Annotated in this window: 25 protein-coding genes and 2 tRNA genes; 15 read left to right on the top strand and 12 right to left on the bottom strand. The window is 68.3% G+C overall.

Annotation, left to right across the window (positions count from 1 at the left end):
- Positions 1-13 precede the first annotated feature (13 nt).
- Positions 14-89 (bottom strand) — tRNA-His (locus ABIC53_RS05405).
- A gap of 38 nt (positions 90-127) precedes the next feature.
- On the bottom strand, positions 128-751 hold the full coding sequence (orn, locus tag ABIC53_RS05400; RefSeq protein ID WP_354450679.1) for an oligoribonuclease: 624 nt from the start codon (positions 749-751) through the stop codon (positions 128-130).
- 121 nt (positions 752-872) lie between these two features.
- Here orn and ABIC53_RS05395 point away from each other — a divergent pair, with 121 nt between their 5' ends.
- The 7 genes from ABIC53_RS05395 to ABIC53_RS05365 all read left to right on the top strand — a co-directional run bounded on the left by ABIC53_RS05395 (position 873) and on the right by ABIC53_RS05365 (position 8290).
- Complete coding sequence (locus ABIC53_RS05395; RefSeq protein WP_274177834.1) at positions 873-2003, top strand: Gfo/Idh/MocA family protein; 1131 nt, start codon at positions 873-875, stop codon at positions 2001-2003.
- Positions 2000-2728 carry a cupin domain-containing protein gene (locus ABIC53_RS05390; protein WP_274177835.1) on the top strand — a complete coding sequence of 243 codons (729 nt, stop codon included), beginning with the start codon at positions 2000-2002 and terminating at the stop codon, positions 2726-2728. Before ABIC53_RS05395 ends, ABIC53_RS05390 begins: the two co-directional genes overlap by 4 nt.
- A complete protein-coding gene (locus ABIC53_RS05385) occupies positions 2725-3813 on the top strand; it encodes a Gfo/Idh/MocA family protein (protein ID WP_323987646.1) in 1089 nt (362 codons plus the stop codon). Before ABIC53_RS05390 ends, ABIC53_RS05385 begins: the two co-directional genes overlap by 4 nt.
- 42 nt (positions 3814-3855) lie before the next feature.
- A complete protein-coding gene (locus ABIC53_RS05380; protein WP_354450676.1) occupies positions 3856-4884 on the top strand; it encodes an ABC transporter permease in 1029 nt (342 codons plus the stop codon).
- Positions 4885-4919: 35 nt separating this feature from the next.
- Positions 4920-5807 carry a carbohydrate ABC transporter permease gene (locus ABIC53_RS05375; protein WP_269266274.1) on the top strand — a complete coding sequence of 296 codons (888 nt, stop codon included), beginning with the start codon at positions 4920-4922 and terminating at the stop codon, positions 5805-5807.
- Positions 5808-5851: 44 nt separating this feature from the next.
- Positions 5852-7519, top strand: coding sequence for an ABC transporter substrate-binding protein (locus tag ABIC53_RS05370; protein ID WP_354450674.1), 1668 nt, complete (start codon positions 5852-5854; stop codon positions 7517-7519).
- A 66-nt stretch (positions 7520-7585) separates the two neighbouring features.
- Complete coding sequence (locus tag ABIC53_RS05365) at positions 7586-8290, top strand: hypothetical protein (protein ID WP_282502529.1); 705 nt, start codon at positions 7586-7588, stop codon at positions 8288-8290.
- Between the two features lie 13 nt (positions 8291-8303).
- Here ABIC53_RS05365 and ABIC53_RS05360 read toward each other — a convergent pair.
- Positions 8304-8376, bottom strand: a tRNA-Arg gene (locus tag ABIC53_RS05360).
- 111 nt (positions 8377-8487) lie between these two features.
- On the opposite strand from ABIC53_RS05360, the gene ABIC53_RS05355 reads away from it, so the two are divergent.
- Positions 8488-8700 (top strand): methyltransferase, encoded by a 213-nt coding sequence (locus ABIC53_RS05355; protein ID WP_354450672.1) that lies wholly within the window; start codon positions 8488-8490, stop codon positions 8698-8700.
- Here ABIC53_RS05355 and yczE read toward each other — a convergent pair.
- The gene (gene yczE / locus ABIC53_RS05350) at positions 8681-9316 is read right to left on the bottom strand and encodes a membrane protein YczE (RefSeq protein ID WP_282502531.1); all 636 of its coding nucleotides are present in this window, start codon (positions 9314-9316) and stop codon (positions 8681-8683) included. The two genes, ABIC53_RS05355 and yczE, sit on opposite strands and share 20 nt — an antisense overlap.
- A 61-nt stretch (positions 9317-9377) precedes the next feature.
- On the opposite strand from yczE, the gene yczR reads away from it, so the two are divergent.
- Complete coding sequence (yczR, locus tag ABIC53_RS05345; protein WP_354450670.1) at positions 9378-10787, top strand: MocR-like transcription factor YczR; 1410 nt, start codon at positions 9378-9380, stop codon at positions 10785-10787.
- A 30-nt stretch (positions 10788-10817) separates the two neighbouring features.
- Here the strand turns inward: yczR and ABIC53_RS05340 are convergent, their stop codons facing one another.
- Positions 10818-11072, bottom strand: coding sequence for a hypothetical protein (locus ABIC53_RS05340; protein ID WP_282502533.1), 255 nt, complete (start codon positions 11070-11072; stop codon positions 10818-10820).
- Between the two features lie 116 nt (positions 11073-11188).
- Between ABIC53_RS05340 and msrA the strand changes: the two genes are divergently transcribed.
- The 5 genes from msrA to ABIC53_RS05315 all read left to right on the top strand — a co-directional run bounded on the left by msrA (position 11189) and on the right by ABIC53_RS05315 (position 15165).
- Positions 11189-11716, top strand: coding sequence for a peptide-methionine (S)-S-oxide reductase MsrA (gene msrA, locus ABIC53_RS05335; protein ID WP_112614640.1), 528 nt, complete (start codon positions 11189-11191; stop codon positions 11714-11716).
- Between the two features lie 155 nt (positions 11717-11871).
- A complete protein-coding gene (ssb, locus tag ABIC53_RS05330) occupies positions 11872-12378 on the top strand; it encodes a single-stranded DNA-binding protein (protein ID WP_354450667.1) in 507 nt (168 codons plus the stop codon).
- Positions 12379-12417: 39 nt separating this feature from the next.
- Positions 12418-12909, top strand: coding sequence for a DUF6993 domain-containing protein (locus ABIC53_RS05325; RefSeq protein WP_282502535.1), 492 nt, complete (start codon positions 12418-12420; stop codon positions 12907-12909).
- 56 nt (positions 12910-12965) lie between these two features.
- On the top strand, positions 12966-14645 hold the full coding sequence (gene ettA / locus ABIC53_RS05320; protein ID WP_114589449.1) for an energy-dependent translational throttle protein EttA: 1680 nt from the start codon (positions 12966-12968) through the stop codon (positions 14643-14645).
- Positions 14638-15165: an acyl-CoA thioesterase gene (locus ABIC53_RS05315; RefSeq protein WP_323987648.1), complete on the top strand. Its 528-nt coding sequence runs from the start codon at positions 14638-14640 to the stop codon at positions 15163-15165. Before ettA ends, ABIC53_RS05315 begins: the two co-directional genes overlap by 8 nt.
- On the opposite strand, the gene ABIC53_RS05310 is transcribed toward ABIC53_RS05315, so the two are convergent.
- Entirely contained in the window at positions 15143-16066 is a 924-nt protein-coding gene (locus ABIC53_RS05310) for an acyl-CoA thioesterase (protein ID WP_354452173.1), read from the bottom strand. The genes ABIC53_RS05315 and ABIC53_RS05310 overlap by 23 nt on opposite strands.
- 44 nt (positions 16067-16110) lie before the next feature.
- On the opposite strand from ABIC53_RS05310, the gene ABIC53_RS05305 reads away from it, so the two are divergent.
- A complete protein-coding gene (locus tag ABIC53_RS05305) occupies positions 16111-16785 on the top strand; it encodes a DUF8185 domain-containing protein (RefSeq protein WP_274177844.1) in 675 nt (224 codons plus the stop codon).
- Between the two features lies 1 nt (position 16786).
- On the opposite strand, the gene ABIC53_RS05300 is transcribed toward ABIC53_RS05305, so the two are convergent.
- Genes ABIC53_RS05300 through ABIC53_RS05275 form a run of 6 tightly spaced genes read right to left on the bottom strand, consistent with a single transcriptional unit; the run spans position 16787 to position 22085 of the window.
- Complete coding sequence (locus tag ABIC53_RS05300) at positions 16787-17257, bottom strand: globin (RefSeq protein WP_114589451.1); 471 nt, start codon at positions 17255-17257, stop codon at positions 16787-16789.
- The gene (locus ABIC53_RS05295) at positions 17254-18378 is read right to left on the bottom strand and encodes a mechanosensitive ion channel family protein (protein ID WP_269266261.1); all 1125 of its coding nucleotides are present in this window, start codon (positions 18376-18378) and stop codon (positions 17254-17256) included. The genes ABIC53_RS05300 and ABIC53_RS05295 overlap by 4 nt, the downstream gene beginning before the upstream one ends.
- A gap of 46 nt (positions 18379-18424) precedes the next feature.
- A complete protein-coding gene (locus tag ABIC53_RS05290) occupies positions 18425-19099 on the bottom strand; it encodes a response regulator transcription factor (protein WP_205289308.1) in 675 nt (224 codons plus the stop codon).
- Positions 19089-20351, bottom strand: a complete 1263-nt coding sequence (locus ABIC53_RS05285; protein WP_354450663.1) for a sensor histidine kinase — start codon at positions 20349-20351, stop codon at positions 19089-19091. The genes ABIC53_RS05290 and ABIC53_RS05285 overlap by 11 nt, the downstream gene beginning before the upstream one ends.
- A gap of 10 nt (positions 20352-20361) precedes the next feature.
- On the bottom strand, positions 20362-21174 hold the full coding sequence (locus ABIC53_RS05280) for an ABC transporter permease (protein WP_274177846.1): 813 nt from the start codon (positions 21172-21174) through the stop codon (positions 20362-20364).
- Positions 21171-22085 carry an ABC transporter ATP-binding protein gene (locus tag ABIC53_RS05275; RefSeq protein WP_274177847.1) on the bottom strand — a complete coding sequence of 305 codons (915 nt, stop codon included), beginning with the start codon at positions 22083-22085 and terminating at the stop codon, positions 21171-21173. The genes ABIC53_RS05280 and ABIC53_RS05275 overlap by 4 nt, the downstream gene beginning before the upstream one ends.
- Positions 22086-22107: the final 22 nt, after the last annotated feature.

Here is a 22107-nt window from a genome sequence, read left to right as displayed (position 1 = left end):
CGGGGTGTTTACGTGGGGTGGCTAACGGGACTTGAACCCGCGACCCCCGCGACCACAACGCGGTGCTCTACCAACTGAGCTATAGCCACCATGTCTCCCGGTGAAACCGGGCAACCAGACGATTGTATTACACGGATGGGGCATACGACGACACGGCGGCCTCAGCGGCTGCCCGAGCCTCGTCGCTCGTGGGTCCGGGCGCCGGCACGAACACGGCGGAACGGTAGTAGGCGAGCTCGCGGATCGACTCTCGGATGTCGGCCAGCGCCCTGTGTCCGCCGTCCTTGGCCGGTGCCTGGAAGTAGGCGCGGGGGAACCAGCGCCGCGAGAGCTCCTTGATGCTCGAGACGTCGACGTTGCGGTAATGCAGCCAGGAGTCGACCCGGGGCATGTACTTCGCGAGGAACATCCGGTCGGTGCCGATCGTGTTGCCGGCGAGGGCTGCCTTGCCTTCGGGCACGAAGCGCTGGATGTACTCGAGCACCGCCGCTTCAGCGTCGACGAGGGGGACGCCCGAGTCGAGCTCGGAAAGCAGGCCCGACGTCTCGTGCATCGCGGTCACGAAGTCGCCCATGTTCGCTCGCGCCGCCTCGCTCGGACGGATGACGAGCTGGAAGCCCGGGTCGAGCTGCCGCAGCTCGTAGTCGGTGACGATGACCGCCACCTCGACGAGCTCGTCGACGCTGAGATCCAGCCCCGTCATCTCGCAATCGATCCATACGAGACGGTCGTTCTCGGCTGCTCCCACCATGTCGCCCATCCTAGTGACCGGTCGCGACACGGTCGTTTTAGAAAACTGTTGACCGCGCGCGGCAGATGCGACCATCATGACTACTACGTCGTAGTAATACGTAGTAGAAGTGCGAGGAAGCATGTTCAGAATCGGCATCATCGGCACGGGCGGCATAGCGAGTGCCCACATCGGCGGGTACCTCGCGTTCCCTGGGGAGTGCGAGATCGTCGCCCTTGCCGACGTCATGCCGGGAAAGGCGGCGCAGAAGGCCGAGGAGTTCGGCCTGAGGGATGCCGCCGGCTACGACGACCCGCTCCGGATGATCGCGGAGGCCGATCTGGACCTCGTCAGCATCGCGACTCCGCCGTCGACGCACGCGGCCCTCTCGATCGCGGCGTTGGACGGCGGTGTGAATGTGCTGGTCGAGAAGCCGATGGCGCCGTCCCTCGAAGAGTGCGACGCGATGCTGGCCGCCCAGGAGCGCTCAGGCAAGGTGCTCTCGGTCGTCGCACAGAACCGGTTCCGCGACGACCTGGCGACGCTCAAAACCGTCGTCGACTCGGGGCTTCTCGGTCCGATCTCCTCCGTGCGGGTGGATTCGGCGTGGTGGCGCGGGCTGCCCTACTACGACCTCTGGTGGCGTGGCACCTGGGAGAAGGAGGGCGGCGGTTGCACCCTCAACCACGCGATTCACCACATCGACCTGCTGCTGTGGCTCCTCGGCCGCCCGATGGAGGTGACCGCGATGCTCGCCAACGCGCAGCACGACAACAGCGAGGTCGAGGATCTCTCCGTCGCGGTCCTCCGCTACGAACGCGGGCTCGCCCAGCTCACCAGCTCCGTGGTCCATCACGGGGAAGAGCAGGAGATCGTCATCCAGGGGGCGAACGCCCGGGTGTCGCAGCCGTGGCGGGTGATCGCCGAGCGCGCCGATGGTGGCGGATTCCCCGCGCAGGGCGGTGATCCCGAGCTGGTGGCAGCGATCGAGGCTGTCGTCACTGCCCGGGAACCTCTCGCGCACACCGGGCACGCGGGGCAGATCGGAGACCTGCTCGCCGCCATCCGGGAGGGGCGCGCTCCGGTCGCGGACGGGCGGGACGGCCGCAACGCGATCGAGGTCGTCTCGGCCATCTACAAGGCGGGCATCGAGCGCACCTTCGTCGACCTCCCGATCCCCGCCGACGACCCCTACTACCGCGCCGGCCAGCTCGTCGAGCGCGCACCCCGCTTCTACGAGAAGCAGCACTCACTCATCGAGGCGGCATCGTGACCGGCCTCTCGTTCCCCGGCGGCACCTCGCTGTCGCACCTCGACATCTACCACGACGCCGCCCCCGATGGCATCTGCGGCGGCAGTCCGCACATCCACCTCGTCTCGACGGAGGCTTACCTCGTCGTCGAGGGTCGTGGCGCCCTTCAGACGATCGACGGCGAGGGGGTCCGGGAGACCGAGCTGAATGCCGGATCGGTCGTCTGGTTCACGCCGGGCACGATCCACCGTGCGGTCAACCGCGGCGGGCTGAAGGTGCTGGTGCTGATGAGCAACGCGGGACTGCCGGAGGCCGGCGATGCCGTCATGACCTTCCCCCCGCATATCGTCGGCGACCCGGCGGCGTACGCCGAGGCGGCAGCACTGGGCGAGGGGGAGGAGCGGGCCGCGCGCGCCGCTCGCCGTCGGGACCTGGCCGTGACGGGGTTCCAGGCCTTGCGCGATGCGGTCGCCGCCGGCGATCGGGCTCCGCTCGACGACTTCTACGCAAGCGCCGGCGCGCTCGTCCGCGACCGGGCGGCCGCCTGGAGCGAGCTCGTCCGCGCCGGTGCGCTCGCTCAGGCGCAGACCTCGCTGACGCTCACCGAGGCCACCGCGCGCGGCGACGTCGCCCATCTGCGCGATGCCCGAGCCCGTGTCGCTCCCGCGCCCCCCGGGGAACGCGCCTTCGGCATGTGCGGACGGATCCGTGCCTACGACCTGACAGACCAGGAGAACACCCGATGACCGATTCATACACTTTCGACCCCCTCCCGCGCCCCGTCGTCGCTCCGGGCGAGTTCGCTTTCGCGGCGGTCGGTCTCGACCACGGCCACATCTTCGGCATGACCGATGGACTGATCGGCGCCGGGGCGACGGTGACCTGGGTGTTCGACGAGGATCACGCACGCGCCGCCGCGTTCGCGAAGCAGTATCCGACGGCACGCATCGCCTCGAGCGAGCAGGAGGTCCTGAACGACCCCGCGGTTCGGCTGGTCGCGACCGCCGCGATTCCGTCGCAGCGTGCGCCCATCGGACTGCGGGCGATCGACGCAGGGAAGCACGCTTTCGTCGACAAGGCGCCCCTGACGACCTTCGCGCAACTGGATGCCGTCCGGGAGGCGACCGCACGGACGGGTCTGCTCTATGCGGTGTACTACGGCGAGCGCGTGCACTCGGAGGCGGCGATCCTCGCAGATCAGCTCGTCCAGCGGGGCGCGATCGGCAGGGTCGTGCAGGTCGTGTGCTTCGGTCCGCATCGCATCGGCGGGGGACGCCCCGATTGGTTCTACGACCCGGCGCAGTACGGCGGCATCCTCTGTGACATCGGCAGCCACAACTTCGACCAGATCCTCCATTACACGGGTGCGACGACCGGTCGGGTGTCGACCTCGACCATCGCGAACTACGCGCATCCGGAGACTCCCGGCCTGCAGGACTTCGGCGACGCGCACGTGGTCCTCGACAACGGCGCGACGGGATACGTCCGCGTCGACTGGTTCACCCCCGACGGCTTGGGAGTGTTCGGTGACGGGCGCACGCTTCTGCTGGGCACCGACGGGTACATCGAGCTGCGCAAGTACATCGACATCACGACCGACAACGGTGGTGGCCAGGTGCTCCTCGTGAATCAGGAGGCGCAGCACCGGTTCAACGCGAACGGCATGACGGGGTTCCCGTATTTCGGGCAGCTCATCCGCGACTGCATCGATGGCACCGAAACCGCGATGAGCCAGGACCACGCCTTGATGGCGGCGGAGCTCAGCCTGCACGCGCAGATGGGCGCGACGGTGATCGGCTCTCCGTCGCCGGCGCCCGTCCTGACACCCTGACGGGGACCCGGTCACGAAGACCACGAGGATGTGGAGTTCCGAATGACGCAATCCGTTCACGCGCCGGTTCGGCTCGGGGAGGGCCCGAGGCCGGGCACCGCCACGCGCGCGATCACCACGGCGCCCGCGAAGCGGCGACTGTTCCGCCGTGATCGCACCCCGCGAGCCAAGCAGACCTGGCGTCGTGCCCTCGTCCGCGACTGGCGGCTGTACACCTTCCTTCTCGTGCCGGTCGTCTTCCTGCTCGTGTTCCGGTACATCCCGATGCTCGGAAACGTCATCGCCTTCCGGCGGTTTCGCCCCGGGGGATCGATCTTCGGCGACGAGTGGGTGGGCTTCTACTACTTCCAGGCGTTCATCTCGAACCAGCAGTTCTGGACGGTGTTCTGGAACACGGTGGTGCTCGGAGGCCTCACCCTGCTGATCACGTTCCCGCTGCCGATCATCCTGGCGCTGATGCTCAACGAGCTGCGCTCGCGTCGCTTCAAGCGCATCGTGCAGACGATCTCGTATCTTCCGCACTTCATGTCGGTCGTCATCGTCGCCGGCCTGGTGCTGCAGCTGACCGCTCTGAACGGGACGGTCAACCAGGTCGTCGAGGCGATGGGGGGCGACCCCGTGCCGTTCATGCAGCGCCCCGAGTGGTTCCGCTCCATCTACGTGTCGTCCGAGGTGTGGCAGACGGTCGGCTGGGGAACGATTCTGTACCTCGCCGCGCTCACCACCATCGACGATCAGCTCTACGAGGCCGCCCGCATCGACGGGGCCAATCGCTGGCAGCAGACCTGGCACATCACACTGCCGGGGATCCGCCCGACGATGATGGTCCTCCTCATCCTGAACATCGGCTCCTTCATGGCCGTCGGGTTCGAGAAGGTCCTGCTGTTGCAGAATCCACTCATCTACTCGACGGCGGACGTCATCTCTACGTATCTCTACCGCGTCGGCATCCAGTCGGCCCAGTTCTCGTACGGAACGGCCATCGGTCTGTTCGAGGCCGTCATCGGCCTCGTGCTCGTCCTCGGCGCGAACGCCCTCTCCCGTCGATTGGTTGGTACCTCGCTGTGGTGACCGAAGCCCTTCCCCCGAAGCCAGACAGTGCCCGCGTGCGCCGGGAGACCGGCATCATCAAGGAGTCAGCGGGTTACCGCACCTTCCGTGTGGTGAACGCCGTCGCGCTCGTGCTCGTCTGCGTCGTGACGCTCTATCCGTTCATCAACCTCGTCGCCAAGGCGTTCTCGTCGGAGGGGTACATCGCCGCCGGCGAAGTGAACCTGATCCCGCGCGGCTTCAACATCGACACGTTCCGCGTTGTCATGAACGACGGCACGTTCTGGACGAACTACGGGAACACGTTCCTGTACACGATCGTCGGAACCGTCATCGCGATGGCGATCACCACGACGTACGCCTACGCGCTCAGCAAGCCGTATCTGAAGGGACGGACTTTCTTCGTCGGCATCGCGGTGTTCACGATGTTCTTCGGCGGCGGGCTCATCCCCAACTACATCCTCATCGCCAACTACCTCGGCTGGCGCAACAGCATCTGGGCCGTCGTGGTACCCGGAGCGCTGAGCGTCTTCAACCTGCTCGTCATGAAGTCCTTCTTCGAGAACTTCCCGGAGGAACTCGAAGAAGCCGCAGCGATCGACGGGCTCACGACCTACGGCATCTTCTTCCGGATCGTGCTGCCGCTGTCGAAGGCCGTGCTCGCGACGATGACGCTGTTCTACGCCGTGAGCATCTGGAACTCGTGGTTCAACGCCTTCCTGTTCCTGGACGACAAGTCACTGTTCCCGGTGACCGTCTACCTACGGAACCTCATCGCGGCGGCGACGGGGGTCCAGGAAGCGATCGGCGGCGAGTCCGCTCAGGTCGCTTCGAACATCCAGGCCGTCACGATGCTGCTCACCGTGCTCCCCATCATCTGCCTGTACCCCTTCATCCAGCGCTACTTCGTCTCGGGCGTGATGCTCGGGTCGGTGAAGGGCTGAATCCCCTACGTCGAACGACGACGTTCACACAGAGGAGAAACACCATGAGAATCACTCGCCACACCCTCGCCGGTGCCGCGGGCCTGGCTGCGGTCGCGGTCGCGCTGTCCGCCTGCTCCGGGCCCGCGACCGAGGATGCCGCCCGCGACGGCGGTGCCACGATCGGAGAGGCCCAGTCCGTCGGCGCAATGGAGGACTTCGAGGCCGGGGTCTCCTTCGCCGCGACCGAGCCGGTCCAGTTCTCGATCATGTATCGGGACCACCCCAACTATCCGGTGAAGGACGACTGGTCGTTCTTCGAGCATCTCGAGAAGGACCACAACGTCACGTTCTCCCGTACGGACATCCCGATGGCCGATTTCGATCAGAAGAAGTCTCTTCTCATCGGCAGCGGCGAGGCCACCGACATCATCTCGTCGACGTACGCGGGATCCGAGACGCAGTTCGTCTCGGGCGGTGCGATTCTGCCGGTCTCGGACTACTTCGACTACATGCCGAACTTCCAGCAGAAGATCGCTGATTGGGACCTCGAGGACGATCTCCGGAATCGTCGCCAGGAGGACGGGAAGATCTACCACCTTCCCGGCTTGCGCGAGGTGCCCGATGTCCAGTACTCGGTGGCCATCCGCGAGGATCTGTGGAAGAAGGCCGGCATCACCGAGGATCCGGCGACCTGGGACGAGTACCTCGAGCAGCTCGAGAGGGTGAAGCAGGTGAATCCCGAGCTGGACTACGCGATGTCGGATCGCTGGACGGATGCGACACCGCTCGGCTCCCTGCTCAGCATCATGGCGCCGAACTACCCCACGGCCGCGGGCTGGGGCTACGCGAACACGTGGTACGACCAGGATGCCGGCGAGTACGTGTTCACGGGAGCATCGGACGGATACAAGCAGGTCGTGTCCGATGCTGCTGCTCTCGTCGAGGCAGGCGTCCTGGACCCGGAGATCACCCAGAGCGATGACCAGGCTGTGCAGAAGTTCATCTCGGGCAAGTCGGCCGCGATCTCCGGGAACACCCAGACGATCGCGGAATACCGGCAGAAGTTCGCCGACTCGGGGCAGGGCGACGTCCCGATCCGCCTGATCTCGCTCCCGGGCGGGCCGGCGGGCGACAAGCTTCCGAGTGGCCGCTTCACCTCGGGCATCCTCATCTCGAGCGATGCGGCCGAGAAGCCGTACTTCAAGGCACTGCTGCAATTCGTCGACTGGCTGTACTACTCAGACGAGGGCCTCGAGTTCGCTCAGTGGGGTGTCGAGGGCGAGACGTTCACCCGCGAGGCCGACGGTACTCGCAAGCTGATGGACGATATCGCGTGGAGTTCGATCAACGCCGGCGCCCCACAGCTTCTCAACGCCGACTACGGCTACAGCAACGGGGTCTTCCTTCTCGCGAACGGCTCGTCCCAGGAGCTGGTGCTCTCGATGATGACCGACGAGATCGCCGAGTGGACCGCTGAGCAGCTCGAGAAGAAGGAACAGCTGCCCACCGCCCCGGCTCCGTTGCTCAACGAGATCGAGCTCGAGCAGACCTCTCTGCTGCAGACGCAGCTGACGGATGCCGTCCACGCGGCGACCGCGTCGTTCATCACGGGCCAGCGCTCCATCGAGGACGACTGGGACGCTTACGTGGCCGAGCTCGAGGGCTTGGGGTCGCGCCAGCTCATCGACACGTTCAACACGGCGCTCGAGCGCACGCAGAATCAGGGATGACCGAGAGCGGCCGGCTTTCTGACCGGGGCGGGCCGCCTCGTCTCGTCGAGTGAAGGAGCCGAGGAAATGGATGCGGAAACCACCACGATTCGTCGCGGCGACCCGGCAGATGAGGTCGGCCGCGGCCCCCTCTCACGCGGTGCCGCCTTCATCTACCGGCAGATGGTCCTGGAGGCGCAGCTGCTGCTCGCGTCGCTGCCCTCCGTCGTAGCGGTGCTGCTGCTGGACCGGGACCCGTCGAACGTCCCCCTCTTCGTCCTCGCGCTGCTGCCCGTCGCCCCCGCCCTCGTGGCGGGGGTGGCGGCGGCGATGGTTCCGCGCACCGACCTGTCGCCGGGTCGGCACTTCTTCCGTGCGTATGGCCGCGAGCTCGTGCCGACCCTCCGCTGGGCGGCCCCGGCGGCGGTGGCTCTCGCTCTGCTCGCCTTCAATCTCGTCCACCTCGACGGCGTCGACGGCGGGGCGACGCTGCGCCCGCTCTACAGCGTCCTCGGGCTGCTGATCCTCGTCTGGGCCGGGCACATGGTGGTCCTGACGGCCGGGTTCCACTGTCGCGCGCGCGATGCAGCGCGTGTCGCGGCGGCGCAGCTCGCTTCCCAGTGGCGGTTCTCGCTGGGGGTGCTGTCCCTGCTGATCGTGACGGTGTTTCTCGTGATCGTGGTGAGCGAGACCGTCGTGCTGCTCCTCCTGTGGGCGTTCGCGGGTCTGCTCGCGCTCATGGCTCGACCGCTGCTGGCGGACACCGCGCGGAGATTCACGCCGCAGGCCTGAGCGGCGCCTGGAGTGCCCCCGACAGGATTCGAACCTGTGACCAACGGATTAGAAGGCCGCTGCTCTATCCACTGAGCTACGGAGGCGGATGCTTCTACGCTATCGCGCGGAGACGCCGGTTTCGGGCCGGATGCCGCGGAACACTGGTTCCGGGGCGGTCGGGGGCGTACCCTGCGGGTGTCGGAAGGGGTTCGATGATGAACGCGCAGACAGGATCGACCGCACTGTGGGTGGCGTACGGCGCCGGGGGAGTCGCGGGAATGATCCGCCACCGCGGCGACGAGTACATCGTGACGATGGCGGGTGCGGACGCCGAACTCGGCGCGTACCCCACGATGGAGATCGCCAAGAACGCGCTGCACGCGCACATGGCGCCGGGAGCGGACTGGCCTACGTTCCGGGAGCACTGAGGCCGCCCACCGTCGCGGCTGGTGTTGTGTGACGTCGGCGGCGTGCCCGGCCGTCGAAGACCGGCAGGCTCACGTGCACCATGGGCCCGATGAGCACGGCGAAGAGCACTGTGCCCAGGCCCACCGTGCCGCCCAGGAGCCAGCCCGTGACGAGCACCGTCGCCTCGACCCCGAGCCGCCCCGCCCAGATGGGCCAGCCCCACCGCTGATGGATTCCGGTCATCAAGCCGTCGCGGGGGCCCGGACCCAATCGCGCCCCGATGTAGATGCCCGAGGCGACACCGACGAGCGCCGTGCCCGCGATGAACATCGCCACCCGCGCGATCCAGTGATCGGGCGTGCTCACGAGCGGGAGGGTGAACTGCATCGCGGCGCCGACCACGAGGATGTTCGCGACGGTGCCGACACCGGGCTTCTGACGGAGTGGGATCCACAGGAGCAGGACCAGGAACCCGGTGATGCTGACGACCCAGCCGATCCCGATGCCGGTGTTCTTGCTGATTCCTTCGGCCAGGACGGTCCAGGGGTCGAGACCGATTCCCGCGTCGACCATCACCGCGCACCCCGCTCCGAACAGGATGAGGCCGACGATGAGCTGCGAGAAGCGGAGTATCACTCGTCTATTGCACTGCAGGATTGGCCGTAGCAAAAGATGCCAATTACCGTATGGTGGCCGTATGCACTCCCGGATCTCCGCCAGGTCGCTGGAAGCGTCGCTCGGAGGATGGCGTACCCGCGAGCCGGCCTATGAAGCGCTCGCGGACGGCATCCGACTGCTGTGTCTGGACAACCGCATCGCGGCGCGCACCCTACTCCCTGCCGAGCGCGCCCTGGCGCAGACGCTGGGGCTGAGCCGCACGACGGTGGCGAGCGCCTATGCGAGCCTGCGCGCGAGCGGGCACATCGAGAGCGTGCGGGGCTCGGGCAGCGTCACCACTGCTCAGCCGTTGCGCGGGGGTGGGACGGTGTTCGCCGAACCGGGGTCGATCGACCTGCAGCAGGCGAGCCCGAGCGCCTGGCCGGGCTTGGCCGGCGTGATGGCGGAGATGGCGTCGGATGCGGCCCGACTCGTCTCGCGGACCGGATACGACACCCTCGGGTCGACCGGCCTGCGCGACGCCATCGCCGAACGCTACACCGCGCGTGGCATTCCCACGTCGCGCGATCAGATCCTCGTGACCGCGGGCGCGCAGAGCGCCATCCACCTCATCGCCGAGGTGCTCGTGGCGCGGGGCGATCGCGTGCTCGTCGAGACGCCGACCTATCCGCATGCGGCGGAGGCTCTCCGGGCCGCGGGAGCGCGGCTCGTAGCCGTACCCGTGACGACCGCGCACGGCTGGGACCTCGACCGCCTGGACGAAGCCCCGCGACGGACGCGACCGACGCTCGCCTACCTGATGCCCACGCTGCAGAACCCGACCGGTCGCTCCATGACGGCGACGGAGCAGAATGCACTGCGCGAGGTGGCTCAGCGGGGGTGCACGCTCGTCGTCGACGAGACGACGGCCGAACTGTCGTTCGACGCACCGGCACCCGCAGCCCTTCCGGACGACGACGTCGTGCGGATCGGTTCGCTCGGCAAGACGGTGTGGGGCGGCCTGCGCGTCGGATGGGTTCGCGCCCAGCCGGAGGTCATCCGGCGACTGCATGCGGCGCGGCCGGCGCGCGACCTCGGCACGCCCGAGTTCGAGCAGGAGGTGGCGGCGAGGCTGATTCCGCGGATGCCGGAGATCCTGCCGCAACGCGCCGAGTTGCTCGCCACGGGATACCGCGCGGTCCGAGCCGCGCTGCGCGACAGGCTGCCGGACTGGGACGTCCCCGAGGTCTGCGGTGGCGTGGCGCTCTGGGTCGGTCTTCCGGCGCCGCTCAGCGGACCGCTCGTTCTGGGTGCCCGTGCCGAGCACGTGTATCTCAGCGGCGGACAGCGCTTCGCGGTCGACGGCGGGCACGAGAACCGTCTGCGGATTCCGTTCACCGCGTCGCCTGCAGAACTGGAGCGCGCCGTCGAAGTGCTGGCCTCGGTGTGGCCGCGCCTGGCGAGCGGAGCTCGGACGGCCGGCCCCACGCCTCTCGACGCCCTGGTCTGAGCTGTGCGAGCCGGGCAGAGCGGGCGAAGGTCAGCGAGAGAGTCGGAGGGTGTCGGACGCCTCATTGATGCGCCAGAATTCGCCGATCGCCCGGAAGGAACGTGACGGCGGGTGGAACCGGAGCGCGCGGAAGCGGTCTCCGGTGGGCGTCTGGACGCGCGCGACGAGGCCCCTGACGTGTCCATCGCCCTCGACGACTCGCCAGCGGTCGGTCCCGATAGCGATGAGCTCGCCGCCCGGCCGCTGTTCCCGGGCCTGTGGGGTGTGGGCCTGCACCAACGTCATGATCTCCTCCTCGCGAACGAGGCTAGAACGGGCCTCGGACATCCGCGGGAACACGCGGACGGCGCCCGTGGTTGGCTAGGGTGAGACCTCGCGCAAGCGGGAGAACGGAGCTTTCCATGACCACCACCTTCATCCTCGCCGGCGGCTGCTTCTGGTGCCTCGATGCCGCTTATCGTGCGCTCGACGGTGTGTCCGAGGTCGTGTCGGGCTACATCGGCGGGCACGTTCCGCACCCGAGCTACGAGGCGGTGTGCACCGGCACGACCGGTCATGCCGAGGCGGTGTCGGTGACGTTCGACCCCGATGTCATCCCGGCCGACGTCATCCTCGATGCGTTCTTCACGATGCACGACCCGCGTCAGCTCAATCGCCAGGGTGCCGATGTCGGCACTCAGTACCGCTCGGCCATGTTCCCGCTCGACGAAGACCAGCGCGAGCTCTTCGCGGCGGCCCGCGACCGCGCCGACGAGATGTGGGGTGGCGGGGTCGTGACGACGATGGAACCCGCCGACACGTTCTACCCGGCCGAGGACTACCACCAGGACTTCTTCGCGAAGAACCCGGGGCAGGGATACTGCCTCGCGGTGGCCGTTCCCAAGGTGAACAAGGTGCGCGCGCGCTTCGCGGAGTACGCCCGCAGCTGACTCCTCCCCAGCGCGATTCGAGGGCGGTTCTGCACCGATGTGCGGAACCGCCCTCGGTGTTCCGGCGCCGGGGCCGAGGCTGGAAGCGCTCCGGCACCCGACGGGCACTCGGGTGTCGGAGCGTCCCACCTTCCGTGCCCTGCTGAGGAGCAGACATGTCAGATCGCATCACCGTCATCGGCAACATCGCCACCGAGCCCGAGCAGCGACGGACGGGTACCGGCATCCCGGTCACGAGCTTCCGTCTCGCGAGCAGCCAGCGCTACCGGGACGCCCAGTCCGGCGAGTGGATCGACGGCACCACCAACTGGTACCGGATCAGCGTGTTCCGTGGGCTCGGAGAGAATGCGTTCGCGTCCCTGCGGAAGGGGCAGCGGGTCATCGTCGACGGGCGGCTGCGGCTGAAGGAGTGGGAAGCCGGCGAGAAGCGCGGCATCGAGATCGAGATCGACGCCGACGCGATCGGTCCCGACCTCAAGTGGGGGACCGCGTCGTTCCAACGGACCCCCCGCACGGATGCGGCCGGTCCCGCACGTCCCGGCGGGGCGGCCGATGGCACCGAGGCCGCCGGCGAGAACGCGGCCCACCCCGTGACCACCGACGGCGAGTGGGCCGTCGCTCCGGTGCCCGAGAGGGACCCCGTCGAGCCGACGCCGTTCTGACGCCGCGAGTCGGGGACCGGGGCCGCCTAGAATTCAGACATGCGCTCGCCTCGTCCCCGGTTCACTCGCTCGCTCGTGGGAACGGCCGGCGCTCTCGTCCTCGCCGCATCCCTCGCCGGGTGCTCGATGCTCTTCCCCGAGGAGCCCCCGGCGACATCCACAGCGCCCACGCCGGCACCGACCACCACGGAAGGTCCGGCGCCCCTGTCGCCCGAGAGCACCGCGACTGACAACCTGCCGCTGTTCTCCGAGGTGATGAACCAGGTGGCGGCGTCGCCCGACAGCGTCGCGGGGCGGGCGTACATCGATGCGCTCGTGGCAGCCGGTTTCGACAAGTCGACGATGCAGGTGACGGCCGACCGCACCTCCGTCGACGACCCGGTCGACAGCTTGCAGTTCTCGGTCCTGTGGGCGGGGGAGTGCCTGGTCGGACAGGTGGGTCCATCGACTCCCGCCCCCACGGCGACGGTGTTGCCCGAACTGCCGAGCGGTGGCTGCCTGATCGGCCAGACGCGCCCCATCGACTGGTGAATCGCGGGGTCCGGGCGGGCGAACGCGGCGCCCTCCCGGACTAGACTCGAGACGTTATGGCCGAATACATCTACTCCATGGTCCGCGCCCGCAAGGCCGTCGGCGAGAAGCTCATCCTCGACGACGTCACGATGGCATTCCTTCCCGGTGCCAAGATCGGAATGGTCGGCCCCAACGGTGCCGGTAAGTCGACGATCCTGAAGATCATGGCGGGGCTCGATCAGCCGTCCAACGGTGAGGCGAGGCTCGCGCCGGGCTTCTCGGTGGGCATCCTGATGCAGGAACCGGAGCTCGACGACACGAAGACCGTGCTCGAGAACATCGAGGCCGGGGTCGCGATCAAGCCGAAGCTCGACCGCTTCAATGAGATCTCCGCGCTCATGGCCGACCCCGACGCCGACTTCGACTCGCTCCTGGCCGAGATGGGCACGCTGCAGGAAGAGATCGACGCGGCCGACGGGTGGGACCTCGACTCTCAGCTCCACCAGGCGATGGAAGCACTTCGCACGCCGCCGGCCGACGCCTCGGTGGCGCCGCTGTCGGGTGGGGAGCGCCGCCGCGTGGCCCTCGCGCGTCTGCTCCTGCAGAAGCCCGACCTGCTCCTCCTCGACGAGCCCACGAACCACCTGGACGCCGAGAGCGTGCTCTGGCTCGAGCAGCACCTTCAGGCTTACAAGGGTGCTGTCATCGCCATCACCCACGATCGATACTTCCTCGACAACGTCGCCGAGTGGATCGCTGAGGTCGACCGCGGTCGCCTCATCGGCTATGAGGGCAACTATTCGACGTACCTCCAGAAGAAGGCCGAGCGCCTCGACATCCAGGGCAAGAAGGACGCGAAGCTCGCGAAGCGTCTGAAGGACGAGCTCGAGTGGGTGCGGAGCTCTGCCAAGGGGCGTCAGACCAAGTCGAAGGCCCGTCTGGCCCGCTACGAGGAGATGGCGGCAGAGGCCGAGCGCACGCGCAAGCTCGACTTCGAAGAGATCCAGATCCCCGCGGGCCCGCGTCTGGGCAGCGTCGTCATCGACGCGAAGAAGCTTCACAAGGCGTTCGGCGATCGCGTGCTGATCGACGGCCTGAGCTTCAACCTCCCGCCCAACGGCATCGTCGGTGTCATCGGCCCCAACGGCGTCGGAAAGACCACGCTGTTCAAGACCATCGTGGGTCTCGAGCCGCTCGACGGCGGAGAGCTGAAGATCGGCGAGACCGTCAAGATCAGCTACGTCGACCAGTCACGCGGCAACATCGATCCGGAGAAGACCCTCTGGGAGGTCGTCTCCGACGGACTGGACATCATCACGGTGGGCAAGACCGAGATCCCCTCGCGGGCCTACGTGTCGAAGTTCGGATTCAAGGGACCCGACCAGCAGAAGAAGGCGGGCGTGCTCTCCGGTGGTGAGCGGAACCGTCTGAACCTCGCCCTCACCCTGAAGGAGGGCGGCAACCTCCTCCTCCTCGACGAGCCGACCAACGACCTCGACGTCGAGACCCTCAGTTCGCTCGAGAACGCGCTGCTGGAGTTCCCCGGCTGCGCGGTCGTCATCACCCACGACCGGTGGTTCCTCGACCGCATCGCGACGCACATCCTCGCGTACGAGGGCACCGAGGAGAACCCGTCGCAGTGGTACTGGTTCGAGGGCAACTTCGAGGCGTACGAGGCGAACAAGATCGAGCGGTTGGGCGCGGATGCCGCGAACCCCGCCAAGTCGACCTACCGCAAGCTGACGCGTGACTGAGCACACGCCGCACACGGTGGCCTCGGTGGTGACAACTGCCGGGGCCACCCGTGTCCGTATCCCCATCCATCTCCGCTGGGGCGACCTCGACGCTCTGGGGCACGTCAACAACACCTCGATGCTCAAGCTGCTGGAAGAAGCGCGCCTGCGCGCCTTCTGGAAGCCCGAGGCAGGGATGTCGGGCCCGACCACGGCCATCCTCGACGCGCTGAGCCTGTCGGCGGAGACGATGACGCTGATCGCGCGGCAGGAGATCGAGTACCTCGCTCCGGTGCCGTACGGCCAGCGCCCGCTCGACGTCCAGCTCTGGATCGGCCGTATCGGCGGTTCGAGCATCGACGTCTGCTACGAGGTCTACAGTCCCCATGAGGACGACCCGCAGACCTGTTACGCCCGCTCGACTGCCGTCGTGGTGATGGTGTCGACCGAGACCGGTCGGCCCGTCCGCCTGACGGATGAGATGCACCGCGCATGGGCGCCCATCCTCGGGGAGCCGATCACCTACGCTCATCGGCGTTAGGGTCACCAGCATCCGTGGTCGCGGGAACGCGGACCATGATCTCCTGGGCGACGCTGGCGACGAGTGTGCCCGCCCGATCGTAGATCCGCCCGGTCGACAGCCCGCGCCCGCCGCGTGCGCTGGGCGATTCCTGCACGTAAAGCAGCCAGTCATCGACCCGCGCGAAGCGGTGCCACCACATGGCGTGGTCGAGGCTCGCCACCTTGAGGCCGGGCGTCGCCCACGCCAGCCCATGCGCTCGCAGCACAGGCTCCTGGATCGTGAGGTCGCTGAGGAACGCGAGGGCTGCCCGGTGCACCGCGGGGTCGTCGGGCAGGGCTGAGCGGGTGCGAGCCCACACCGCCTGCCGAGGCGTCGCGTCGTCGTCGGGCTGCAGGTAGATCGGCGCCGTGACGTGGCGCAGCTCGATGGGGCTGGCGGAGAAGATCCGCCGGCTGAGCGGGTGCATACCGCTCAGCTGTTCCTCCAGAGCGGGGAGGTCTTCGGGCTGCGGCAGACCGTCGGGCATGGGCTCCGCGTGCTCGACGCCGGGATCCTCATCCTCGAACGAAGCGATCATCGAGAAGATCGGCAGCCCGTTCTGGAAAGCCTGGGTCCGCCGTGTCGAGAACGACCGCCCGTCGTGGATGCGATCGACGGAGAAAGTGATGTTCCTCGACGAGTCGCCGGGGCGCAGGAAGTAGCCGTGCATCGAGTGCGGCACGCGTTCGCGCGGCACCGTCCGCATCGCCGCCATCGTCGCCTGTGCGAGCACCTGGCCGCCGAAGACCCGACCCTGGGGCATCACCTGCGACCTGCCGGTGAAGATGTCCTCCGTGGTCCGCGCCTCGCTGGAGGAGAGATCGAGCACGCTGAGCATCGCGGCGACGGGATCCGTCTCTTCCGTGAGGCTGTCGGGCATGGGCTCTGAGCTGTGTGCGGGCATCGGTCGGTAGTCTAGGACGGATGTCCGAGCGCCTCCTGTTCCCGCAGCCCGAGGTGGCCCGTGACGTCCTGACATTCGCGGGCCGTGCAGCCCGCCACGGCGACGGCATCCTTCGGCTCCGCGCTCGTGCCGGCGTCCTAGCGCTCTCGTGCGCGCCCCTGGCACCGCGTTCACTGACCGACGCGACTCCGTTCGTGCTTGCGCTCCGGACGGCTCGCGTCGATCCCGAGCTCGAATGCGACCTGACGATCGACGCGGCTGCGCTCGCACCCGATGGCGATGACGACCGTGCCGTGCGACTTCCCGACAGCGGGGTCGCTGCTTCCTGGGCCGGCGTGTCGCCTCCGCGCTCGGGATGGCGCGAGGCCGGCAGCCTCGACTCCGCTCAGGTGTCGCTCCGGGCGCAGTGGGGGATCGCGGCGGTCGCTCGTCAACTCCCCGCCGGCGCCGGCGATGACGTCGTCCATCTCGTCCGCTCGTCGATCTGGGGAGCACCCGACGAGGATCTGGGCGGCCTTCCTCTGGGAGTCGCGTTCGCCGCGGTCGGCCTGGGGTTCATCGCGGGCGCCGAGCACCCGACCATCCGCCGTACCGACGTCTGGACGCGGGTGTCGTTCGCACGGGGCCACGTCCTGACACGGGGGCCGGTCGCGATGGGTCTCACTCCCGTTCGCGCCACGGGAACGCCGCGCTGATTCAGTCCGACGCCGGGGCGTCGGCGGCGGATGCGGGGTGCACGCCCAGCATCGGCCGCCGTGCCGAGCCCTGTGGACCGATGCCGGCCGGCTCGAACGTGTTGACCATGGCGTACGCAGCGCGCTCGAGGTAGTCCCACAAGGTCGCGTCATGGAGCGGGGGCAGCGCGAGCTCGTCGAGTGCCGTGCGCATGTGGCGCAGCCACCGGTCGCGAGCGTCGGGATCCACGTGGAACGGGCGGTGGCGCATTCGCAGCCGAGGATGACCGCGCTCCTCACCGTAGGTGGTCGGGCCACCCCAGTACTGCTCGAGGAACATCGTGAGCCGGTGCGCCGCCGGCCCCAGGTCGGCCTCGGGATACATCGGCCGCAGCACCTCGTCGGCGGCGACCTCTCGGTAGAAGACATCGACGAGGCGGACGAAGGTCTCGTGACCGCCGACCTCGTCGTAGAAGCTGACCTGGTCGCTCACGGGGTGTCTTTCTGCTGATCCGTTGCGTCGCCGTCACCGGCGGGCGCCTCCTGGGCGTCGGGCGATTGCGTCGACGCCGAGGCCCCCTTGCTGCGCTTCGGCCGCCACTGGGGGCGCGCCTTCACCTGCGGCGGTGCCACCGGCTGGGGCTTGGTCCGCGGCGGGTTCGCGCCTCGGATGCTCTGGGCACCCTCGAAACCGGTGAGGACGGTGGAGTTGAGCTGGGGGAGCGCGACGCCGAGCTCGTCCACGGCATCCTTGAGTCGCGCGCGGAGGGCTCGCGCGACATCGTCCTTGGCGTTGGGCCGCGTCTTGACGACGAGACGGATCACCAACGCGTCGCCGCTGATCGATTCGAGCCCCCACAGTTCGGGCTTCTCGATGATGCGGCTGCGCCACTTCGGTTCGCGCGCGAGATCCTTCGCGGCGTCGATCACGGTCTTCTCGACGACATCGACGTCGGCGTCGGTCGGCACGCCGAGATCGATGATCACGCGCGACCAGCCCTGCGACATGTTCCCGATGCGAGTGATCTCACCGTTGCGAACGAACCACAGCGTCCCGTTGACGTCTCGGACATGCGTGACACGGACGCTGACGTACTCGACGATGCCCGTGGCGAGTCCGAGGTCGACGACGTCGCCGATGCCGATCTGGTCCTCGGCCACGATGAACATCCCGTTCAGGACGTCTTTGACGATGTTCTGAGCACCGAAACCGAGACCGGCGCCGATCGCGGCCGACAGCAGGGTGAACGACCCGAGGATGTCGGGGCTGAGAACGCCCACGATCATCAGCAGGGCAACGATGACGATCGTCACGTTGACGATGTTGGTCAGGATCGACCCGAGTGTGCGGGTCCGCTGGACGATACGCACCTGTGCGAGCGGCGACATGTCGATCGCTCGCGTGTCCTCGGCCTCGGCCCGCGTCTTCGCACCGCGCACGATGCGGTCGACGATGCGGGCGATCAGGCGGCGCATCAACCAGGAGAGCGCGAAGGCGCCGAGGATGATGCCCGCGACCGCGACGATGTTCCATCCCGCGTCGGTGAGGAACTTCCAGAACTCCTCGGCGGGGAACTCCCAGGCGAGCGGGACGGCAGTGGTCACGGTGGTCATCGATCCGATTTTACCGAGCGGCACCACGACATTTCCGAGAGAGCCATCAGGCATCGAGGCCGGGCTCGGCGAGCCCGTGCGCGATCAGCACGGCGTGCACGCGATCTCGCGCGGGCAGCTTCGTCAGGATGCGGCCGACGTGCGTCTTGACCGTGGACTCGCTGAGGAAGAGCTCACCGGCGATCTCCAGATTCGTCAGTCCTCGCGCCATGGCAGCCAGCACATCCGCCTCCCGCGCCGTCAGAACGGCCGGGGTGACGGGCTGCGGAGCGGGCAGCCCGGTCGCGGTCACGAGCTCGATCATGCGACGGGTGATCCGCGGAGCGAGCGTCGCCTCGCCTGCGGCGACAGCGCGGACGGCAGCGACGAGCTCATCGCGTCGCGCATCCTTCAGGAGAAAGCCGCCGGCGCCGGCGCGGAGCGCCCCGAACGCATACTCGTCGAGGTCGAACGTCGTGAGCACCAGCACGGCGACGGTCGGATGCTCGCCCCGAATGCGAGCGGTGGCTTCGATGCCGTCGACCACCGGCATGCGCACATCCATCAATACGACGTCGGGCGACGACTCGGAGACGGCGCGGAGGGCGGCCGCGCCATCGGCTGCCTCGCCGACGACTTCGATGCCGTCAGCGGCGTCGAGCACCATCCGGAAGCCGAGGCGGATGAGCTGCTGGTCGTCGACGATCAGCACGCGGATCGGCGAAGCTGGATCAGCGGTCATTATTCTCCTGTTCGAGGGGGATGACGGCGTGCACGCGCCACCCACGGCCCGATCCCGGTCCCGCGGTCACCGCTCCGCCCGCCAGGACCACGCGCTCTCGGAGGCCACGCAGGCCGTACCCCGATGACGACGTCGTCGAGGAAGCGACCGGCTCGCCGTCGTCGACGATATCGACCTGGACTGCGTGAGGACGGTAACCCACCCGCACGTCGATCCGTTCGGCACCGCGTGCGTGGCGCATCGCGTTCGTGACGCCTTCCTGCACGATGCGCGAGATCGCGAGTTGCACCGCGCTGCTGAGGTCCGGTCTGTCGCCCGAGATGGTCAGAGTCGCGTCGAACCCGGCGGCGCGCGCGGAATCGACCGTGTCCGCGGTCGTGTCGCGTGCCAGCGGGGCGAGCGGAGCGGCGTCGTCCTCGCGGAGGATGCCGAGGGTCGCGCGCATGTCGCTGAGGGCTTCGCGCCCCGTCGATGCGATGGCGGTGGCGCCGGGACGGGCGCGGTCGATGTCGCTCGATGCGGCGACGCCCTCGGCCAGGGCCACCATCACCGTCAGCGAGTGAGCGACGATGTCGTGCAGCTCCCGGGCGATCCGGTCGCGTTCCGATGCCGCGGCGAGGCGCGCCTGCTGATCGCGTTCGACGACGAGCTGGCGCGACCGGTCGATGAGAGCGGCGACGTAACGGTGCCGGTTGCCGACATTCGTGCCGATGAGGGCCCCGATGAGCGCGCTCAGGCCCTCGCCGACCAGCGCGTTCCAGGCGATCATCGGGCCGATCATTCCCGTGAACGCGAGGCCGGCCACCAACGCGGCGATGGTGCCGAACGCGACGGCCACACCGATCAGGCAGGCCCGAGCACTCCGATGGACGGCGAGGGTGTACGCCGCGATGCCGAGCATCGGCCCACCGGTCGGCGCAGGGGCAAGAAGGTAAGCCAGCGCGACCGCCACGGCTCCGACGAACACGAGCGTCGGGTAGCGCCTGCGCACGAGGAGCGAGGCGCACCCGAGCACGACCACGACCATGACGATAGGAGCCGTGGTGGCCCAGAGCCGGCCGACACCGATCGCGTCGTCGATGCGATCCGTGAAGCTCGTCGCCGGGACGAGCGAGAAGGCCAGGCAGATGAGCGCGGTGAGGATGTCGGCGAAGACCGGGTGCCGCCCCCAGAACCGCCGGAGTAATCCGGGCGGACGCGGAAGCCGCAGCTCATCGTCGGGCGACGATGAGCCACGGCTTCCGGGAGACACTCCTCGTACCCTACGCGTCGGTCGAGCGGAGGATAGCCCAGCCGCCGAGCAGCGTCGCGGTCGGCCACGCGAGCAGTGTGATGAGGCCCGTGACGAAGTCGTCGGAACCGGGCGAGGTCACCGTCTGCGCTGCGCTCGCGGGCAGGTACTTGCCCAGGTCGACGATCCACGCCCACGATTCCCCGCCGAAGGCGAACAGGCTCAGGACGATCGGCATGACGAACAGGATGCCGACCGTGGCGGCGATCGCGCCGGCGCCGTTGCGAATGATGAAGCCCCATCCGAGTCCGAGCAGGGCGAACGTGGCCATCGCCAGAACACCGAGTACGAGGGGGAGCACCGACGATTCCGCGTCCGCCCAGTCGATGGCACGGTCGCCGAAGATCGGCGCGGAGGCGACGACCGACACGATCGTGGTGACGACCGTCGTGGCGGCGAGCAGCAGTGCGACCACGACCGCCTTCGCGACGAGCACGGCACCGCGTCGTGGCTCGGCGGTCAGGGTCGATCGGATCATGCCGGTCGAGTATTCGCCGGTGATCGCCATGGCACCGAGGATGCCCGCCACCAGCATCGTGAACTGCATCGGAGCGACGATCGCGCTGACCGGGTTGAAGTCGCCACCGAAATCCTGCGAAGCCCACGCCATGAGCAGCGAGATGCCGATCGCGAGGACGGCCGTGACTCCCAGCGACCACCAGGTGGAGCGCAACGAGAGCAGCTTGATGGTCTCGCTGCGGACAAGGCGACCGAACGACAGTCGCGCGTTCGGCGGCGTGGCGCGCGCCGGCGCGGGGGTCTGCACGGTGGTGGTGGCGGTCATCGCGCCGCTCCCTTCGTCTGGTATTCGACCGACCCCTCGGTGAGGGCGAGGTAGGCGTCTTCGAGCGATCCCACGCGCGGTGTGAGCTCGTGAAGCGGGATGCCGTGCGCGGCTGCGGTGTCGCCGATCGCGGCCGCGCTCAGGCCGGCGACCTGCAGGAGTCCCGGCTCGCCCGTGGTCACCGCGACGTCGGGGCCGGCGATGAGGCGGGTGAGTTCGTCGGCCCGCGGGGTGCGGACGACGACAGTGTTGCTCGTCCACGAGCGAACCAGATCGTCGATGCCGGCATCAGCCAGCACGCGGCCTCGGCCGAGCACGATCACGTGGTCGGCGGTGAGGGCCATCTCGCTCATGAGGTGGCTCGAGAGCAGTACCGTCCGCCCTTGCGCCGCCTGACCGCGGACGAACTGCCGGACCCAGCGAACGCCCTCGGGGTCGAGACCGTTCACCGGCTCATCGAGGATCAGGGTCTGCGGATCGCCGAGGAGCGCGGCTGCGATGCCCAGGCGCTGCCCCATGCCGAGCGAGAACTTGCCGGCGCGCTTGCCCGCTACCGAGCCGAGGCCGGTGATCTCGATCACCTCATCGACGCGGGAGCGGGGGATGCCGTGGGTCGCCGCCATCGCGCGCAGGTGGTTGCGCGCGCTGCGGCCGGTGTGGACGGCCTTCGCGTCGAGGAGGATGCCGACCTCGGTGAGCGGTGACCGCAGCGAGCGGTAGTCGCGGCCGTCGATGGTGACGCGCCCGGACGACGGCCGGTCGAGGCCGACGATCATCCGCATCGTGGTGGATTTGCCGGCGCCGTTGGGCCCCAGGAAGCCGGTCACCTTGCCCGACTGCACGGTGAAGCTCACCCCGTCGACGGCCGTCTTGTCTCCGTACCTCTTCGTGAGGCCTTCTGCAACGATCATGCGCCCCACGCTATCGACGGGC

The organism is Microbacterium sp. 1262 (assembly GCF_040544895.1).
GTDB classification, from domain to species: Bacteria; Actinomycetota; Actinomycetes; order Actinomycetales; family Microbacteriaceae; genus Microbacterium; species Microbacterium plantarum.
This window is presented reverse-complemented; position numbering and strand designations above follow the sequence as displayed.

Bases quoted from the DNA above. Each gene is read 5' to 3' on its own strand.
- orn (WP_354450679.1), bottom strand. From the start codon at position 751: ATGGTGGGAGCAGCCGAGAACGACCGTCTCGTATGGATCGATTGCGAG.
- ABIC53_RS05395 (WP_274177834.1), top strand. From the start codon at position 873: ATGTTCAGAATCGGCATCATCGGCACGGGCGGCATAGCGAGTGCCCAC.
- ABIC53_RS05385 (WP_323987646.1), top strand. From the start codon at position 2,725: ATGACCGATTCATACACTTTCGACCCCCTCCCGCGCCCCGTCGTCGCT.
- ABIC53_RS05380 (WP_354450676.1), top strand. From the start codon at position 3,856: ATGACGCAATCCGTTCACGCGCCGGTTCGGCTCGGGGAGGGCCCGAGG.
- ABIC53_RS05370 (WP_354450674.1), top strand. From the start codon at position 5,852: ATGAGAATCACTCGCCACACCCTCGCCGGTGCCGCGGGCCTGGCTGCG.
- ABIC53_RS05365 (WP_282502529.1), top strand. From the start codon at position 7,586: ATGGATGCGGAAACCACCACGATTCGTCGCGGCGACCCGGCAGATGAG.
- ABIC53_RS05355 (WP_354450672.1), top strand. From the start codon at position 8,488: ATGAACGCGCAGACAGGATCGACCGCACTGTGGGTGGCGTACGGCGCC.
- yczR (WP_354450670.1), top strand. From the start codon at position 9,378: ATGCACTCCCGGATCTCCGCCAGGTCGCTGGAAGCGTCGCTCGGAGGA.
- ABIC53_RS05340 (WP_282502533.1), bottom strand. From the start codon at position 11,072: ATGACGTTGGTGCAGGCCCACACCCCACAGGCCCGGGAACAGCGGCCG.
- msrA (WP_112614640.1), top strand. From the start codon at position 11,189: ATGACCACCACCTTCATCCTCGCCGGCGGCTGCTTCTGGTGCCTCGAT.
- ssb (WP_354450667.1), top strand. From the start codon at position 11,872: ATGTCAGATCGCATCACCGTCATCGGCAACATCGCCACCGAGCCCGAG.
- ABIC53_RS05325 (WP_282502535.1), top strand. From the start codon at position 12,418: ATGCGCTCGCCTCGTCCCCGGTTCACTCGCTCGCTCGTGGGAACGGCC.
- ettA (WP_114589449.1), top strand. From the start codon at position 12,966: ATGGCCGAATACATCTACTCCATGGTCCGCGCCCGCAAGGCCGTCGGC.
- ABIC53_RS05310 (WP_354452173.1), bottom strand. From the start codon at position 16,066: ATGCCCGACAGCCTCACGGAAGAGACGGATCCCGTCGCCGCGATGCTC.
- ABIC53_RS05305 (WP_274177844.1), top strand. From the start codon at position 16,111: ATGTCCGAGCGCCTCCTGTTCCCGCAGCCCGAGGTGGCCCGTGACGTC.
- ABIC53_RS05295 (WP_269266261.1), bottom strand. From the start codon at position 18,378: ATGACCACCGTGACCACTGCCGTCCCGCTCGCCTGGGAGTTCCCCGCC.
- ABIC53_RS05290 (WP_205289308.1), bottom strand. From the start codon at position 19,099: ATGACCGCTGATCCAGCTTCGCCGATCCGCGTGCTGATCGTCGACGAC.
- ABIC53_RS05280 (WP_274177846.1), bottom strand. From the start codon at position 21,174: ATGACCGCCACCACCACCGTGCAGACCCCCGCGCCGGCGCGCGCCACG.
- ABIC53_RS05275 (WP_274177847.1), bottom strand. From the start codon at position 22,085: ATGATCGTTGCAGAAGGCCTCACGAAGAGGTACGGAGACAAGACGGCC.